16 protein-coding genes are annotated in these 14,529 nt (G+C 66.8%); 9 read left to right on the top strand and 7 right to left on the bottom strand.

Translation table 11 applies throughout. The features are described 5' to 3' along the window. Position 1: 1 nt before the first annotated feature. Genes A9973_RS30280 through A9973_RS30265 form a run of 4 tightly spaced genes read right to left on the bottom strand, consistent with a single transcriptional unit; the run spans position 2 to position 2,452 of the window. Positions 2–1,249 (bottom strand): FAD/NAD(P)-binding oxidoreductase, encoded by a 1,248-nt coding sequence (locus tag A9973_RS30280; protein WP_183017259.1) that lies wholly within the window; start codon positions 1,247–1,249, stop codon positions 2–4. A gap of 18 nt (positions 1,250–1,267) precedes the next feature. Further along, the gene (locus tag A9973_RS30275) at positions 1,268–1,687 is read right to left on the bottom strand and encodes a YeeE/YedE family protein (protein WP_183017258.1); all 420 of its coding nucleotides are present in this window, start codon (positions 1,685–1,687) and stop codon (positions 1,268–1,270) included. 1 nt (position 1,688) lies between these two features. Next, the gene (locus A9973_RS30270; protein WP_183017257.1) at positions 1,689–2,120 is read right to left on the bottom strand and encodes a YeeE/YedE family protein; all 432 of its coding nucleotides are present in this window, start codon (positions 2,118–2,120) and stop codon (positions 1,689–1,691) included. Beyond that, the gene (locus tag A9973_RS30265; RefSeq protein ID WP_183017256.1) at positions 2,117–2,452 is read right to left on the bottom strand and encodes a helix-turn-helix transcriptional regulator; all 336 of its coding nucleotides are present in this window, start codon (positions 2,450–2,452) and stop codon (positions 2,117–2,119) included. Before A9973_RS30265 ends, A9973_RS30270 begins: the two co-directional genes overlap by 4 nt. Before the next feature lie 100 nt (positions 2,453–2,552). Here A9973_RS30265 and A9973_RS30260 point away from each other — a divergent pair, with 100 nt between their 5' ends. The 4 genes from A9973_RS30260 to A9973_RS30245 all read left to right on the top strand — a co-directional run bounded on the left by A9973_RS30260 (position 2,553) and on the right by A9973_RS30245 (position 5,894). Beyond that, positions 2,553–3,407, top strand: coding sequence for an MBL fold metallo-hydrolase (locus tag A9973_RS30260; protein ID WP_183017255.1), 855 nt, complete (start codon positions 2,553–2,555; stop codon positions 3,405–3,407). 87 nt (positions 3,408–3,494) lie between these two features. Further along, complete coding sequence (pap, locus tag A9973_RS30255; protein ID WP_183017254.1) at positions 3,495–4,961, top strand: polyphosphate:AMP phosphotransferase; 1,467 nt, start codon at positions 3,495–3,497, stop codon at positions 4,959–4,961. A gap of 22 nt (positions 4,962–4,983) precedes the next feature. Then, positions 4,984–5,433, top strand: a complete 450-nt coding sequence (locus A9973_RS30250) for a GNAT family N-acetyltransferase (RefSeq protein ID WP_183017253.1) — start codon at positions 4,984–4,986, stop codon at positions 5,431–5,433. After that, positions 5,430–5,894: an HIT family protein gene (locus A9973_RS30245; RefSeq protein ID WP_183017252.1), complete on the top strand. Its 465-nt coding sequence runs from the start codon at positions 5,430–5,432 to the stop codon at positions 5,892–5,894. Before A9973_RS30250 ends, A9973_RS30245 begins: the two co-directional genes overlap by 4 nt. A gap of 30 nt (positions 5,895–5,924) precedes the next feature. Here the strand turns inward: A9973_RS30245 and A9973_RS30240 are convergent, their stop codons facing one another. Further along, entirely contained in the window at positions 5,925–7,079 is a 1,155-nt protein-coding gene (locus tag A9973_RS30240) for a glycosyltransferase (protein WP_183017251.1), read from the bottom strand. Further along, complete coding sequence (locus A9973_RS30235; RefSeq protein WP_183017250.1) at positions 7,060–7,455, bottom strand: hydrogenase; 396 nt, start codon at positions 7,453–7,455, stop codon at positions 7,060–7,062. Before A9973_RS30235 ends, A9973_RS30240 begins: the two co-directional genes overlap by 20 nt. 326 nt (positions 7,456–7,781) lie before the next feature. Between A9973_RS30235 and nhaA the strand changes: the two genes are divergently transcribed. Then, positions 7,782–9,002, top strand: a complete 1,221-nt coding sequence (gene nhaA / locus A9973_RS30230) for a Na+/H+ antiporter NhaA (RefSeq protein ID WP_183017249.1) — start codon at positions 7,782–7,784, stop codon at positions 9,000–9,002. 25 nt (positions 9,003–9,027) lie between these two features. Here the strand turns inward: nhaA and A9973_RS30225 are convergent, their stop codons facing one another. Next, the gene (locus A9973_RS30225; protein ID WP_255469351.1) at positions 9,028–9,882 is read right to left on the bottom strand and encodes an N-acetylmuramoyl-L-alanine amidase; all 855 of its coding nucleotides are present in this window, start codon (positions 9,880–9,882) and stop codon (positions 9,028–9,030) included. Positions 9,883–9,909: 27 nt separating this feature from the next. Here A9973_RS30225 and A9973_RS30220 point away from each other — a divergent pair, with 27 nt between their 5' ends. From A9973_RS30220 to A9973_RS30205, 4 genes are all read left to right on the top strand, one after another. Further along, a complete protein-coding gene (locus A9973_RS30220; protein WP_183017248.1) occupies positions 9,910–10,695 on the top strand; it encodes a 3-hydroxybutyrate dehydrogenase in 786 nt (261 codons plus the stop codon). Between the two features lie 99 nt (positions 10,696–10,794). Then, positions 10,795–11,457, top strand: coding sequence for a thiaminase II (gene tenA / locus A9973_RS30215; protein ID WP_105555853.1), 663 nt, complete (start codon positions 10,795–10,797; stop codon positions 11,455–11,457). Between the two features lie 59 nt (positions 11,458–11,516). Then, on the top strand, positions 11,517–12,278 hold the full coding sequence (locus A9973_RS30210; protein ID WP_183017247.1) for a uracil-DNA glycosylase: 762 nt from the start codon (positions 11,517–11,519) through the stop codon (positions 12,276–12,278). 279 nt (positions 12,279–12,557) lie between these two features. Beyond that, positions 12,558–14,372, top strand: coding sequence for a DEAD/DEAH box helicase (locus tag A9973_RS30205; RefSeq protein ID WP_183017246.1), 1,815 nt, complete (start codon positions 12,558–12,560; stop codon positions 14,370–14,372). The last annotated feature ends 157 nt before the right edge of the window (positions 14,373–14,529 follow it).

Raw genomic sequence — 14,529 nt, 5'->3', positions numbered from 1 at the left:
TTCAGTTGCCCAGCGGCCGCGCCAGCCATTCGCGGCCGCGCAGCATGCCGTTCCAGTAGATCCACGGCAGCAACGTGGCCTTCAGGAACCAGGCGCTCTTGCGGGGCACGGTCGGGTCCAGCGGGAACGTGGGCAGCAGCTTGCCGCCGTAGCCGAACTCGGCCAGCACGATGCGGCCGCGCTCGACCGTCAACGGGCAGGAGCCGTAGCCGTCGTACGTGACCGGCATGGCGTGCCCTTCACGCACCGCGATCAGGTTCTCTGCCACGGTGACGATCTGCTTGCGCGCGGCGGCCGCCGTCTTGGCGTTGCTGGTGCTGATGCCGTCGCCCAGGCCGAACACGTTGTCGAACCGCACGTGACGCAGGCTGCCGGGGTCGACCTCGCACCAGCCCGCCGCGTCCGCCAGCGCGCTATCGCGCACCACGTCGTGCGGCACTTGCGGCGGCACGGCGTGCAGCATGCCGAAGGATTTCTCCATGCGCGACACGGCGCCATCGGCGCCCTTCACATCGAACCAGGCCTTGCGCGCCGGGCCGTCCACCGCCACCAGCGTGGAATTGAACGCCAGGCCAATGCCATAGCTTTCGACATAGCGCATCAACGGCGGCACGAAAGCCGGCACGCCGAACAACGCTGCGCCCGCCAGGTCGAATTCGACCTGCATGCGGTCCAGCACGCCGGTGCGGCGCCAATGGTCGCAAGCCAGGTACATGGCCTTTTGCGGCGCGCCGGCGCATTTGATCGGCATGGCGGGCTGGGTGAACAGCGCCTGCCCTTCCTTCATCGACCGCACCGTCTCCCAGGTGTAGGGCGCCAGGTCGTAGCGGTAGTTGGAGGTCACCCCGTGCTTGCCCAGCGCATCGGACAAGCCGTCGATCCTGTCCCAGGCCAGCCGCAGGCCTGGGCACACGATCAATTGCCGGTAGGTCACGCTGCCGCCATCCGACAGCCGCACGCGGTTCGCTTGCGGCTCGAACCCCGCCGCCGACGCGTGCAGCCATGTGGCACGCGACGGCATCACCGAACGGGTCGGGCGCACGGTCTTCTTCACGTCGAACGCGCCGCCGCCCACCAGCGTCCAGGCCGGCTGGTAATAGTGCTTGTCGCTGGGTTCGATGACGGCGATGCGCAAGTCCGGCCGGCGCCGCAGCAGGCTGGCCGTCACGCCGATGCCTGCTGCGCCTCCGCCCACCACCACCACATCGAAATCGGCGGATGTCTGTGCTGCTGACTGTGCCTGGGGCATGTCTGTCTCCGCGCCGGTCTACCGGCTGTTGAAATGCTCGAACGCCGAGAATACCCCCATGCCGGCAACCATCGCGGCCACGAAGATCAGCGCCTCGGTCACGCCCGCCGAAGCGGCCACCAGCGCAGGCCCCGGGCAGAAGCCCGCCAGCCCCCAGCCGGCGCCAAACGCCAGGCTGCCGGCGGCCAGGCGCAGGTCGATGCGGGTGGCGGCGGGCCAGCACATCGGTTCGCCGGACACGCTGGCGCGGCGACGGCGCAAGACGGCGAAGCCCGCCGCCGTGACCAGCACCGCGCCTGCCATCACGAAAGCCAACGACGGGTCCCAACTGCCGGCGACATCCAGAAAGCCCAGCACCTTGGCGGGGTTGGCCATGCCCGACACGATCAGGCCCAGCCCGAAGACGAGGCCCGACGCGAAGGCGATCAGCGCCGCCATGTCAGCCCGACGCCAGATGCCGCACGGCGTAGACCGTAGCGAAGCCGGCCGCCATGAACAACGCGGTCGCCGCGAACGAGCGCCGCGATCCCCGCGACAACCCGCAGACGCCGTGGCCGCTGGTGCAGCCCGACGCGAACCGGGTGCCGACGCCCACCAGCAGGCCGGCGGCGATCAAGCGCGGCGTGCCGGCCTCGACCGTAACCACCGGCAGCGCCGCCCCCAATTGGTATAGCCAGGGCGACGCGCACAGGCCCAACAGGAACGCCACACGCCACAGGCCGTCGCCCCGCGCCGGCAGCAAGCCGCCGAGGATGCCGCTGATGCCGGCAATGCGCCCCGCCCCCGCCATCAACAGCACGGCGGCGGCGCCGATCAGCAGGCCGCCGGCCGTGGCCGACGCCGGGGTGAAGGCGGACCAGTCCGGATTCACGCGAGTGACTCCAACGCGCGGCCGCAGTACAAACTGGATAGGGTTTTCATGACCTGGCTGACTTCGAAGCTGGCCATCTGGTAGTAGACGTACTTGCCGTCGCGGCGCGTCGTGACCAGCCCTTCGTCGCGCAGCACGCCCAGTTGCTGGGACAAGGTCGGCTGGCGGATGCCGGTCAGCGATTCCAGTTCGCTGACGTTGCGTTCGTTCTGCACCAGTTGGCACAGCAGCAGCAGGCGGTCTTCGTTCGCTAACGCTTTGAGCAGCGCGCAGGCCTGGGCGGCGGATTCCCGCAGGACGGCAAGTTCACAATCGGTCAGGGCGGCATTCATAAGGCGGGTAGACAATTCGAGCGTGAACGGATCATTATATTGACGGATAAATTATCAAACAATATTATTTAAATATATATATTGTTATCTGCCGGCGGCCATGAATCCCCACATACAAGCGTTCTTCGACCCCGTCACCGCCACCGTCACCTACGTCGTGCACGACGGCAGCGCCTGCGCCATCGTCGATTCGGTGCTGGACTACGACCCCAAGTCCGGGCGCAGCAGCACGGCCAGCGCGGACCGCGTGGCGGCCTACGTGCGCGAAAACGGGCTGACCACGCAATGGCTGCTGGAAACCCATGCCCATGCCGACCACCTGTCGGCGGCCCCCTACCTGCAACGGCAGCTGGGCGGAGTCATCGCCATCGGGCAGAGCATCCGCGCGGTGCAGGGCGTCTTCAAGCAGATCTTCAATCTGGAACCGGAGTTCCAGCTGGACGGCTCCCAGTTCGGCCACTTGTTCGCCGACGGCGAAACTTTCCGCATCGGCGCGCTGGAAGCCACCGCGATCCATGTGCCCGGCCACACGCCGGCCGACATGGCCTACCTGGTCGGCGACGCCGCGTTCGTGGGCGACACGATGTTCATGCCCGACGTGGGCACCGCGCGCTGCGATTTCCCTGGCGGCGACGCGCACCAGCTGTACCGGTCGATCCAGCGGCTGCTGCGCCTGCCCGGGGGCACGCGGCTCTTCATGTGCCACGACTACCCGCCGCCGGCGCGCGAAGTGTGTTGGCAGACCTCGGTGGCCGAACAGCGCGCCGCCAACATCCACGTGCACGACGGCATCAGCGAAGACGACTTCGTCGCGATGCGGACCCGGCGCGACGCCACCCTTTCCATGCCCACCTTGATCCTGCCCGCCATCCAGGTGAACATCCGCGCCGGCCATTTCCCGCCGCCCGAGGACAACGGGGTGCGCTACCTGAAAATCCCCATCGACGGGCTCTGATCCCGCCTGCCGCCCCTGCACTTGCGCAGCGGGCGCTTATCCCGCAAGATCGGCCGATCTCCCGATTGCCGATCAGACGGATCCCCCATGTTCGCAGAAGCCGAAGCCGACCCCAGCCTGTCCAAAGAGGAATTCAAACCGCTGGAGGCGCGGCTGCGCGTCGCCCTGCTCAACGCGCAATACCAGCGCCTGGAAAGAGCGGACAAGACGCTGCTTGTGGTGGTGGCGGGGATCGACGGCGCAGGCAAGGGCGCCACGGTCAACCTGCTGAACGAATGGATGGACCCGCGCCACATCAAGACGCTGGCCTATGGCCCGCCCGAAGGCGAAGAACAGGACCGCCCGCCGTTCTGGCGTTACTGGAAAGACCTGCCGCCCAAAGGCAGCACGGGCATCGTGTTCGGTTCCTGGTATGCGCCGCTGATTATCGAATCCGCCCGCAAGAAACCCAACCAGGAAGCCATCGAGGCGCAGGCCGCCGCCATCCGCCGCTTCGAAGCCATGCTGGCCGCGGAAGGCGTGCAGATCGTCAAGCTGTGGTTCCATCTGTCTGCCAAGGCGCAAAAGGAACGCGCGCAACGCCTGTTGGCCAGCCCCGAGACCTCCTGGCAGGTGAGCCCGGTAGATCTGAAAGTCCATAAGCGCTACGACCGCATCCGCGCAGGCGGCCAGATCGTGCTGAACCACACGGACAGCGGCCACGCGCCTTGGGTGGTCATCCCCAGCGCCGACGAGAACATGCGTTCGGCCCGCACGGCCGAAGCGGTGCTGGCCGCGATGCGCCAGCGCGGCGTGCCGCGCATTCCGCAATCGTTCCTGGCGCACTCCACCCCCGCCCGCATCGTCGACCGCCTGGGCGACCTGGATTACGAAGCCCGCGTCGACAAGGGCGACTACGAGTCCGAACTCGGCTTGCTGCAAGGCCGGCTGGCGCGTGCGGCGCGGTCCAAGAAATTCCTGGACCGTTCGCTGGTGCTGGTGTTCGAAGGGCAGGACGCCGCCGGCAAGGGCGGGGCCATCCGCCGCGTGACCCACGCGCTGGACGCCCGGCAATTCGACATCACGCCCGTGGCCGCGCCGAACAGCTACGAGCTGTCGCGCCCGTACCTGTGGCGCTTCTGGCGCCAACTGCCGCGCCACGGCCGCGTCGCGATCTTCGACCGTTCCTGGTACGGCCGCGTGCTGGTCGAACGGGTGGAAAAGCTGACGGCACCCGCCCACTGGCGCCGTGCCTACGCCGAGATCAACGACTTCGAAGGGCAATTGGCGGCAAGCGGCGCGATCGTGCTGAAATTCTGGCTGGCGGTGACCGCCGACGTGCAGCTCGAGCGCTTCAAAGAGCGCGAGAAATCGCCCTTCAAGAACTTCAAGATCACGCCCGACGACTGGCGCAACCGCGACAAATGGAAGGAATACGCAGCCGCGACCAACGAGATGCTGACCCGCACCGACGTCGCGCATGCGCCGTGGCATCTGGTGTCGGCCAACGACAAGCGCTACGCTCGCCTGCAAGTGCTACGACACATCGTCGAAGCGATGGAAGATCAACTCTGACACTGACAGGAGGCCTTGCGCCATGAGCACCGCCGATATCCGCCCCATCGTCGCCACCGACTTCGAACTCTGGCTGCCGCTATGGAAGGGCTACCAGGAGTTCTACCGCGTCAGCATCGACGACGCCGTCACCCGCAACACCTGGGCGCGCTTCCTGGACCCTGCCGAACCCATGCACGCGGCGCTTGCCTATGAAAGCGGCCGGGCGGTCGGCATGGTGCACTGGATCTTCCACCGCTCCACCTGGACGGCGGGCGATTACTGCTACCTGCAAGACCTGTATGTGGATCCGGACGTGCGCGGCACTGGCGCGGGCCGCAAGCTGATCGAACATGTCTACGCCCAGGCCGCCGCCAACAATTGCGCCCGCGTGTACTGGCTGACCCACGAAACCAACGCGACCGCGATGCAGCTGTATGACCGCATCGCGGACCGCTCCGGCTTCATTCAGTACCGCAAGGTGATGGCTTGAGCGCTCGCGACCCGAACTGCCCCCTGTGCCAGGAAGACGGCGGCACGCTGCTCTGGCGCGGCCCGCACCTGCGCGTGATCGAAGTCGGCGATGCGGACTACCCCGGTTTCACGCGTGTCGTCTGGAACGCGCATCTGGCTGAAATGACCAGCCTGTCCACGCATGGGCGCGACCTGCTGATGCGCGCCGTGTACGCGGTGGAAGAAGCGCAGCAATCGGTGCTGGCACCCGACAAGATCAATCTGGCCTCGCTGGGCAACATGGTGCCGCACCTGCACTGGCATGTGATTCCGCGTTGGCGCGGCGACCGCCATTTTCCGGATCCGATCTGGGCGGCGCCCCGCGTCGCGGCGGGGTCGGAACCCGCCGAATGGCACGACCGGCAGGCTCGCGCGCAGGCCCTGCTGCCCCGCTACCGCAATCGCGTGATCGAAGCGATGAACGCGCTGCTCATGCATTGAACGCCGACGCCGGCCGGCGCGGGCCCGGCCTCAGGCCACGCGCACGGGCCAGCCCAGCTCGGCCAGCCAATGGGTGTAGGCGTGTTCCACTTGGCCGGCGGTGCGCTCGGCCGAAAACAGGCCCTGGCCCCGGATAAGTTCACGGCCCGCGTCGCCCATGCGGCGGCGCATGGCCGAGTCGGCCAGCAGCGTTTCCAGCGCCGCCGCCAACGCGGCCGGATCGCGCGGCGGCACCAGCAGGCCGGTCACGCCCGCCTGCATGGTTTCCGGCACGCCGCCCACGTCCGTGCCGATAACGGGGACGCCCATCGCCGCGGCTTCGATGAACACCGTGCCCAGGGCCTCGCGATGTGTCGGCAAGGCGAACACGTCCAGAGCCACCAGCACGTTGCCGATATCCTGCCGGCGTCCGGTGAAATGCACCCGGTCCGCCAGCGCCAACGCCGACGCCTTCGCGCGCAGCTGATCGAACAACGGCATGCCGTCGCCCACCAGGACCAGGTGCGCCGACGGGAAGCGGACGGACACCCGATGGAACGCGTCGATCAGATCGCAATGTCCCTTTTCTGCCCGCATCACGGCCACGCAGCCCACCACCAGCGCATCCAGGGGCAGGCCCAGTTCGCGGCGCACGCAAGCGCCTTCGCGCACCTGCGGCAAGACGACCGGGGAATGGATCGTCGCGACCGACTCCGGCCGCGCGCCTCCATCCAGCAGTTGCTTCTGCACATAGCGGCTGACGGCGATGACGCGGTGCGCCAGCCATGTGTAGGCATAGAGGGAATTGATGGGCTTGGCCAGATGCCGCGTGCGCACGATCAACCGCGTGCCCGCCAGGCGGGCCGCGATGGCGGCCAGCACGGTATCGCGGCGGCTGTGGGTGTTCACCACGTCGAAGCGCCCCTGCCGCAGCAAGCGACGCACGAAAGCCACGCCGCGCACAAAATTGCCCGCGCCGTCCATGAGGATGCGGTGCACCGTGAACCCGGCCTCGCCCAGGCGGTCTCCGAGCTCGGCCTCGGGCTGGCAGACCAGTTCCAGATGATGGCCGCGGTCGCGCATGGCGATCATCTCTTTATAGATGCAGAATTCCTGCCCGCCAAACGACGTGGCGGCCTCGGTGTGCAGGATGCGCAGACGGGCGCCGGCGTGGCCGGCTTGCGGTTCAGCGGGGGTCGGCATCATGGCAAGACGGGCCTTCAGCGGCGTTAAGGTCGTTCCAGCTGCGGTTCTGCAGCAGCAGGTAGGCTTCGAGATAGGCGACGTCGTCCGGCTCAAGCGGCAATGCGGACGGCGGATGGCCGTCGGGCGCGCCCTCTGCCGCCGTCAAGTGGCCACCTGCCCACACGCGGATTCCGCCGGTGCGCGAAAAATCGAAGCGCGCCCCCTCGCGTTGCCACGTCAAAAGGCGCATGCTGGGCGCCAGCCGCCTCATGTGATAGCTGCCATGCGACGGCTGGCCGGCGGGCGCGTCCAGGGACGTTCCGACGTCGACCAGACGGCTCGTGGCGCCAAGCTTGGCGGGCGTGTAGAGGAGCACAGATAGGGAAGGCAGGGTCATGTGCTAGCAGGTGTCGCCAGGCGGCGTTGCTAGCCACGAACTGGTCAAAATGTTCAAGAGAGGCGCGATTTTTTTGAAATCGGTTGAAATATCTTTTACATACCAAGGCACCGAAGACCGGAATTTAATCGAAAGCCCTGCGAATGTCATCAGTACTCACCGCGATTCAGAATCGCGGAAATTTTGTCGATATCGACCCGATTTTGAAATAATTGACTGGAAAATAGCCGACGTTCGACGGAATAAGCCTGTCCCTGAAACTATGTTCAGTTAAAATTCAGCTTAGAAAGCCCGCCATCTTAACAAAATATGTCCAAGGAGACCGAGTGACCCAGCAGGTTCAGCCCCATTCCCGCCCCCCGTCATTCCTTCAGGCCTTCCTGCAGTCAGAAGCGCTGGGCGGCTACGTGCTAATGGCCGCCGCCCTGGTCGCCCTGATCATCGCCAACAGTCCAGCCGCGCCGCTCTACTTCGATGTGCTGGGAACCAAGCTGGGTTTCCAGACGGGCCCCGTGCTGCTCAAGGAAACCGTGCTGCACTGGATCAACGACGGCCTCATGGCCGTGTTCTTCCTGCTGGTGGGTTTAGAGATCAAGCGCGAAGTGCTGGACGGCCAATTACGCGGCGCGGGACGAATCATCCTGCCCGGGATCGCTGCCCTGGGCGGCATGGTGGCGCCAGCGCTGATCTATGTGCTGATCAACCTGGGCAACCCGGAAACCCTGCGCGGCTGGGCCATCCCCGCAGCCACCGACATCGCCTTCGCGCTGGGCATCCTGGCGCTGCTGGGCAGCCGCGTGCCGACGTCCCTGAAGATCTTCCTGACCGCGCTGGCGATCCTGGACGACCTGGGCGCCATCGTCATCATCGCGCTGTTCTACACCTCGCAACTGAAAGTCTTCGCGCTGGTCATGGCCGGCGCGTTGCTGGCCTGTCTGTTCTGCCTGAACCGCGCGGGCGTGCTGCGCCTGACGCCATACCTGCTGATCGGCGCCGTGCTGTGGTATTTCGTGCTGAAGTCCGGCGTGCATGCCACCCTGGCCGGCGTGGCGCTGGCGCTGACGATCCCGCTGCGTCCGCGCAACGCGGGCAAGCCGGAAGCGCATTCGCCGCTGCATGATCTGGAACACGCGTTGCACAAGCCCGTGGCGCTGCTGATCGTGCCCATATTCGGCTTTGCCAACGCCGGCGTGTCCTTCGCCGGCATGGGCCTGGACAGCCTGGCGCAGCCTGTGCCGCTGGGCGTGGCGCTGGGCCTGTTCCTGGGCAAGCAGCTGGGCGTGTTCGGCTTTGCCTGGCTGGCCATCAAGACAGGCGTCGCCAGCCTGCCGCGCCATGCCACGTTCACGCAGTTGTACGGCGTGGCGCTGCTGTGCGGCATCGGCTTCACCATGAGCCTGTTCATCGGCGCGCTGGCCTTCTCCGACGCGGCCACCGTAGACGCCACCAAGATCGGCGTACTGACGGGATCGCTCGCCTCGGCGCTCATCGGCTTCCTGCTGCTGCGCCTGGGCGGCACACCCGCCGAACACGCGCCGCCGCGCTGAATCCGGCCCGGCGGGCGTTGCGGCGCTAGCGCCTTTCCGCAGGCTCCGTCTGCTGGCAGTCGCGCGCGCCGTTTGCGATCGCCTGTGCCAGCCGCTTGATGACTTCGGGCCGGGCCAGGCGGCGCTCTTCGTCCGGATTCACGATCACGCCCACCTCCACCAGCACGGCGGGCACGGGCGCGGTCTTCAGCACGGCCAGGCCGTCGAACCGGTGCACGCCCAGCCGGCGGTCGAGCAGCGGCCGGTTCTCACCGGCGATCGGTTCCGCGTGATACAGCGAAGGCTTCTCGCCCGCGGCCACCAGTTGCTCGCCGATGGCCCGCGCGCAGCGCAGGCTCTGTTCATACTTGGGATTGCGTTCGGACACGAACACGGCGAAGCCCGCGAACTCGCGTTGGCGGCCCGCGTCGATGTACTTCTGCTGCATCGAATCGTGATGGATCGAGACGAACAAATCCGCTGTCGGCGCCACACGCGAACGCTGGCCCAACGCCACCTCCGCGCCGTCGGCCGCCACCTGGGTCACGCGGTCGCCTGCCGCGCGCAGATCGGCCGCTACCAGATTGCTGACGTCCAGGTTGTACAGGTATTCCACCCGCCCGCTCGCGCCCGTCGCGCCGGGCCGGCTGACCGTATGTCCGGTATCCACGACGATATGCGCGGCCTGCGCCGGCAGCGCCGCCAGTGAAGCCGCCGCGCAGAACGCCACGCGGGCCGCGGTCCATGAAAAACGACGAACGAGAGTTGTTGCCACGCCGATGACCGCCTGGAAGAAGTGTCGGCGCAAGGGCAGAGCCCGGCCGCCGGGAATGAGCCAGATGTTACCGGCATCCGGCGCGCCGCAGGCGTTCAGGCGGCGCTCAAGCGGAAGGACTACCATCAAGATTCCCTACCCGGAGGTTGCAACATGAGCCAATTGAATGGAAAAGTCGCCGTGGTGACCGGCGCGGCCAGCGGCATCGGCAAGGAAATCGCCCTGACCCTCGCGCGTGCCGGCGCGACCGTCGCTATCGCCGACCTGAACCAGGCCGGTGCGGACGCGGTGGCCCGCGACATCGAGCAAGCTGGCGGCAAGGCCATGGGCGTGGCCATGGACGTCACCAGCGAAGACGCCGTGAACCAGGGCATCGACAAGGTCGCGGCCGCGTACGGCGGCATCGACATCCTGATCTCGAACGCCGGCATCCAGATCGTCAACCCGATCGAGAACTTCGCCTATTCGGATTGGAAGAAGATGCAGGCCATCCACGTGGACGGCGCCTTCCTGACGACCAAGGCGGCGCTCAAGCACATGTACCAGGGCAACCGGGGCGGCGTGGTCATCTACATGGGTTCCGTGCATTCGCACGAAGCCTCGCCGCTGAAGTCGGCCTATGTAGCCGCCAAGCACGCGCTGCTGGGCCTGGCCCGCGTGCTGGCCAAGGAAGGCGCGGCGCACAACGTGCGTTCGCACGTCATCTGCCCGGGCTTCGTGCGCACGCCGCTGGTGGAAAAGCAGATCCCCGAGCAGGCCCGCGAACTCGGCATCAGCGAAGAGGACGTGGTGAAGAAAGTGATGCTGGGCGACACGGTGGACGGCGTCTTCACGACCGTCGAAGACGTGGCGCAGACCGCGCTGTTCCTGTGCGCCTTCCCCAGCGCGGCCTTCACCGGGCAATCGTTCGTGGTCAGCCACGGCTGGTACATGCAATAGACGAGCGGATGCGCCGAAGTTGATACCCTTATGCCGTTGGGCCGGGCGCGGCGTTGCGTACCGGCCGCCATTGGCCTGCATGCAGGCATAAGGAATCCCATGTCTTTCAGCTCTGACGCCTGGGCGCGCAACGCCGCGCTCTACGAAAAAACGCGCGACATGCCGTTCAACCGGGAGCTGGCCAGCGGCCAGCTCGACGAGAACGCGTTCAAGCACTACATGATCCAGGACGCGCACTACCTGGTGGCGTTCGGGCGCGCGCTGGCGATCGCGGCCGCCAAGGCGGACGACGCAGACGGCGTGGTGCAGTTCGCGGATGCGGCCAAAGGCGCCGTCGTGGCCGAACGCAGCTTGCACGCCGGTTTCATGAAGCAGTTCGGCATCGACGCCGCCACCTTCGAGGCCACGCCGCTGACGCCCGCCAGTCACCACTACACCAGCTTTTTGATCGCCACCGCCTGGAGCGCGCCCTACCCGGTGGCGCTGGCGGCGCTGCTGCCGTGCTTCTGGATCTACGCCGAGATCGGCCGCGAGATCCACGCGCATGCGGCGCGCCCCAACCCCTACGCGGCATGGATCGACACGTACGCCGGCGACGATTTCCACGCGCTGGTGCGGGCAGTGATCGCCTCGGTGGACCGCGCCGCCGAGACCGCGTCGGCACACACGCGCGAGGCCATGCACCAGGCCTACACGCACGCCGCCCAGCTGGAGTGGATGTTCTGGGATTCGGCTCACCGCCAAGCCGGCTGGCCGGTCTGAGTCCAGAATGGACCGGGGCGCGCGTATTCCGGCACGCCGGCTATGCCAAAATCGCGCCCATGCCGATCGATAACCGCCTCGTTCCCCACGCCCTTGCCGCCCAGACGGCACAACTTCCCGACGCCTGGGCCGCCGCCTTCGCGCACCGCGCCGTCGCCGACGCGCTGGCCGCGGTGACCGCCCACGTCGAAAAGCGCCTGGCCGAGGGCGCCACGGTCTATCCGGCCACCCCGTTCCGCGCCCTGCACGGCCTGGCGCCGTCCGACGTGCGCGTGGTGATTCTGGGTCAAGATCCCTATCATGGCCCCGGTCAGGCACAGGGCATGGCGTTCTCGGTGCCCGACGATTGCAAGCGCCCGCCCAGCCTGCGCAACATCTTCAATGAGATCGCGCAGGAATTCCCCGGCACGCCGGTGCCACAGGGCAACGACCTGAGCCCCTGGGCAGACCAGGGCGTGCTGCTGCTGAACACCGCGCTGACCGTGGAAGACGGCCAACCGGCCTCCCACGCCAAGCGCGGCTGGGAAACCGTGACCGACGCGCTGATCTCGCTGGTCGCCCATGACCCCTCGCCCAAGGCCTTCCTGCTGTGGGGCGCCCATGCGCAAGCCAAGCGGTTGTTGCTTCCTGACAACAGCGGCCATCTGGTCCTGATGTCCAACCATCCCTCCCCGCTGTCGGCCCGGAGGCCGCCCGTGCCGTTTCTGGGCTGCGGCCACTTCCACGCGACCAACGACTGGCTCGCCGACCAAGGGAAAAACCCTATTGATTGGGGACTGGACAAAAAAATAATTCCCCTGCAAGGCGAATTCGGGTTATGATCGTCGCACTGCACAAAACGAGTTCGGCATTTACCGCCTTGATTTAGCGGAATTTTCTGCAGTCTGCCGGGCAATCTACGCCCCGGCCCCATGCCGAACTATCATCGATTCCTGACCTCCTTTCCTTTCGCCCTGCGTTCCACTCTGTATACGAGAACGCGCCATGCGCACGGTTGATTCGGTCGGCACGATGCTCCATCAACCGTCGCCTGGATCCGGCCGCCTAATCCCCTGGCCCGACCAAGCACTGCGTCGCATTGATTGCGGCAAGGGAAAGTAATGTCTTTCGAAAACCTGGGTCTCGCACCCGCTCTGTTGTCGGCCGTCCAAGAAGCTGGCTTCAGCACCCCCACCCCCGTCCAGGCCGCTGCCATTCCGCAAGCGCTGGCCGGTCACGACCTGATGGTGTCCGCGCAAACGGGTAGCGGCAAGACCGCCGCCTTCATGCTGCCGGCCCTGCATCGCATTGCCCAGATGCCCGCCAATAAAGGCGTCGGCGTGCAAGTGCTGGTCCTGACCCCGACCCGCGAATTGGCCCTGCAAGTTACCGAAGCGACCGATACGTATGGCCGCAAGCTGGCTGACCTGCGTACGGCCACCGTCGTGGGCGGCATGCCTTACGGCGCGCAACTGAAGGCGCTGTCGCGCCGCGTGGACGTGCTGGTTGCCACCCCCGGCCGCCTGATCGACCACCTGCAATCGGGCCGCGTCAAGCTGAACACCGTGCACACGCTGGTGCTGGACGAAGCCGACCGCATGCTGGACATGGGCTTCATCGAAGATATCGAAACCATCGTCAGCCGCCTGCCGGAAGACCGCCAGACGCTGCTGTTCTCGGCCACGCTGGACGGCACGATCGCCAAGCTGGCTGCGAAAATGATGCGCGACCCGCAACGCATCGAATTGGCCGGCGCCAAGGAAAAGCACACCAACATCACGCAAAGCCTGCTGTACGCGGACGATGCCAGCCACAAGATGCAATTGCTGGATCACGTGCTGCGCGACGCCAAGCTGGACCAGGCCATTGTCTTCACGTCGACCAAGCGCGGCGCCGATGACCTGGCCGACCGCCTGGCCGACCAGGGTTTTGCCGCCGCCGCCCTGCACGGCGACATGAACCAGCGCCAACGTACCCGTACGCTGTCGCAATTGCAACGCGGCCAACTGCGCATCCTGGTCGCCACCGACGTGGCCGCCCGTGGCATCGACGTGCAAGGCATCAGCCACGCCGTCAACTTCGACCTGCCGATGCAAGCCGAAGACTACGTGCACCGTATCGGCCGTACCGGCCGCGCCGGTCGCAGTGGCCTGGCGTTCACGCTGGCCACGCACTCCGAGCGCCACAAGGTCCGCCGTATCGAGCACTACATCGGCCAAACGATCACGCCTGAAGTGATCGCCGGCCTGGAACCCAAGCGCACGCCGCGTCCGTCGGCCGGCGGCAGCGGCGCCCCGCGCGGCGGCAAGCCGTTCGGCAAGCGTCCTGGCGGTTTCGGTGGTTCGCGCCATGAAGGCGGCTACCAAGGCAACCGCGAAGGCCGTTCTTTCGGTGGCCCGCGTGAAGGCGCTGCCCCGCGTGGCGAGTTCAAGCCGCGTGAAGGCGGTTACCAAGGCAACCGCGACGGCGCACCGCGCGAAGGCGGCTACCAAGGCAATCGTCCTTTCGGCGACCGCCCGGCCCGTTCGTTCAGCGACCGCCCCAGCTTCGGTGATCGTCCCCAGCGCGAAGGCGGCTACCAGGGCAATCGTCCCTTCGGCGACCGTCCCCCGCGTGAAGGCGGCTTCCGTGGCGGCGACCGCGATGCGCGTCCCAGCTTCGGCGGCGACCGTCCCAGCTTTGGCGACCGCCCCCAGCGCGATGCCCGCCCGTTCAGCGAGCGTGCTCCCCGCGAAGGCGGTTTCCGCGGTGGTGACCGTGACGCCCGTCCGAGCTTCGGCGATCGTCCCAGCTTCGGCGACCGTCCCCCGCGCGAAGGCGGCTTCCGCGGCGGTGACCGTCCGGAAGGCGGTTTCCGCGGCGCCAAGCCCTCGTTCGACAAGCGCCCCGGCGGCCCCGCCAAGCGCTTTGCCAAGCCGGCTGACCGCCGCGGCTAATTCGCCCGCTTGACCCCAAACAAACCCCGCGCCTGTCGCGGGGTTTGTCTTTTGTAGGCGGCAAACACACGCAGCAGGGCCGTTCTTTTTTTGGGAAAATGCCGTAATGACCACGCCTTCTTCGACCATGCAACGTCCCGCCCCCGCCAACCTCCCC

The organism is Achromobacter sp. UMC46, from assembly GCF_014170335.1.
Classification (GTDB): domain Bacteria; phylum Pseudomonadota; class Gammaproteobacteria; order Burkholderiales; family Burkholderiaceae_B; genus Achromobacter.
The sequence above is the reverse complement of the archived record's forward strand: the minus strand, read 5'-3'. Positions and strand labels throughout refer to the sequence as shown.

Excerpts from the sequence above, each read along its gene's own strand:
- A9973_RS30265 (WP_183017256.1), bottom strand. The coding sequence starts at position 2,452 with ATGAATGCCGCCCTGACCGATTGTGAACTTGCCGTCCTGCGGGAATCC.
- A9973_RS30260 (WP_183017255.1), top strand. The coding sequence starts at position 2,553 with ATGAATCCCCACATACAAGCGTTCTTCGACCCCGTCACCGCCACCGTC.
- pap (WP_183017254.1), top strand. The coding sequence starts at position 3,495 with ATGTTCGCAGAAGCCGAAGCCGACCCCAGCCTGTCCAAAGAGGAATTC.
- A9973_RS30205 (WP_183017246.1), top strand. The coding sequence starts at position 12,558 with ATGTCTTTCGAAAACCTGGGTCTCGCACCCGCTCTGTTGTCGGCCGTC.
- A9973_RS30225 (WP_255469351.1), bottom strand. The coding sequence starts at position 9,882 with ATGGTAGTCCTTCCGCTTGAGCGCCGCCTGAACGCCTGCGGCGCGCCG.
- A9973_RS30210 (WP_183017247.1), top strand. The coding sequence starts at position 11,517 with ATGCCGATCGATAACCGCCTCGTTCCCCACGCCCTTGCCGCCCAGACG.
- A9973_RS30235 (WP_183017250.1), bottom strand. The coding sequence starts at position 7,455 with ATGACCCTGCCTTCCCTATCTGTGCTCCTCTACACGCCCGCCAAGCTT.
- A9973_RS30250 (WP_183017253.1), top strand. The coding sequence starts at position 4,984 with ATGAGCACCGCCGATATCCGCCCCATCGTCGCCACCGACTTCGAACTC.
- tenA (WP_105555853.1), top strand. The coding sequence starts at position 10,795 with ATGTCTTTCAGCTCTGACGCCTGGGCGCGCAACGCCGCGCTCTACGAA.
- A9973_RS30220 (WP_183017248.1), top strand. The coding sequence starts at position 9,910 with ATGAGCCAATTGAATGGAAAAGTCGCCGTGGTGACCGGCGCGGCCAGC.
- A9973_RS30240 (WP_183017251.1), bottom strand. The coding sequence starts at position 7,079 with ATGATGCCGACCCCCGCTGAACCGCAAGCCGGCCACGCCGGCGCCCGT.
- A9973_RS30275 (WP_183017258.1), bottom strand. The coding sequence starts at position 1,687 with ATGGCGGCGCTGATCGCCTTCGCGTCGGGCCTCGTCTTCGGGCTGGGC.
- A9973_RS30280 (WP_183017259.1), bottom strand. The coding sequence starts at position 1,249 with ATGCCCCAGGCACAGTCAGCAGCACAGACATCCGCCGATTTCGATGTG.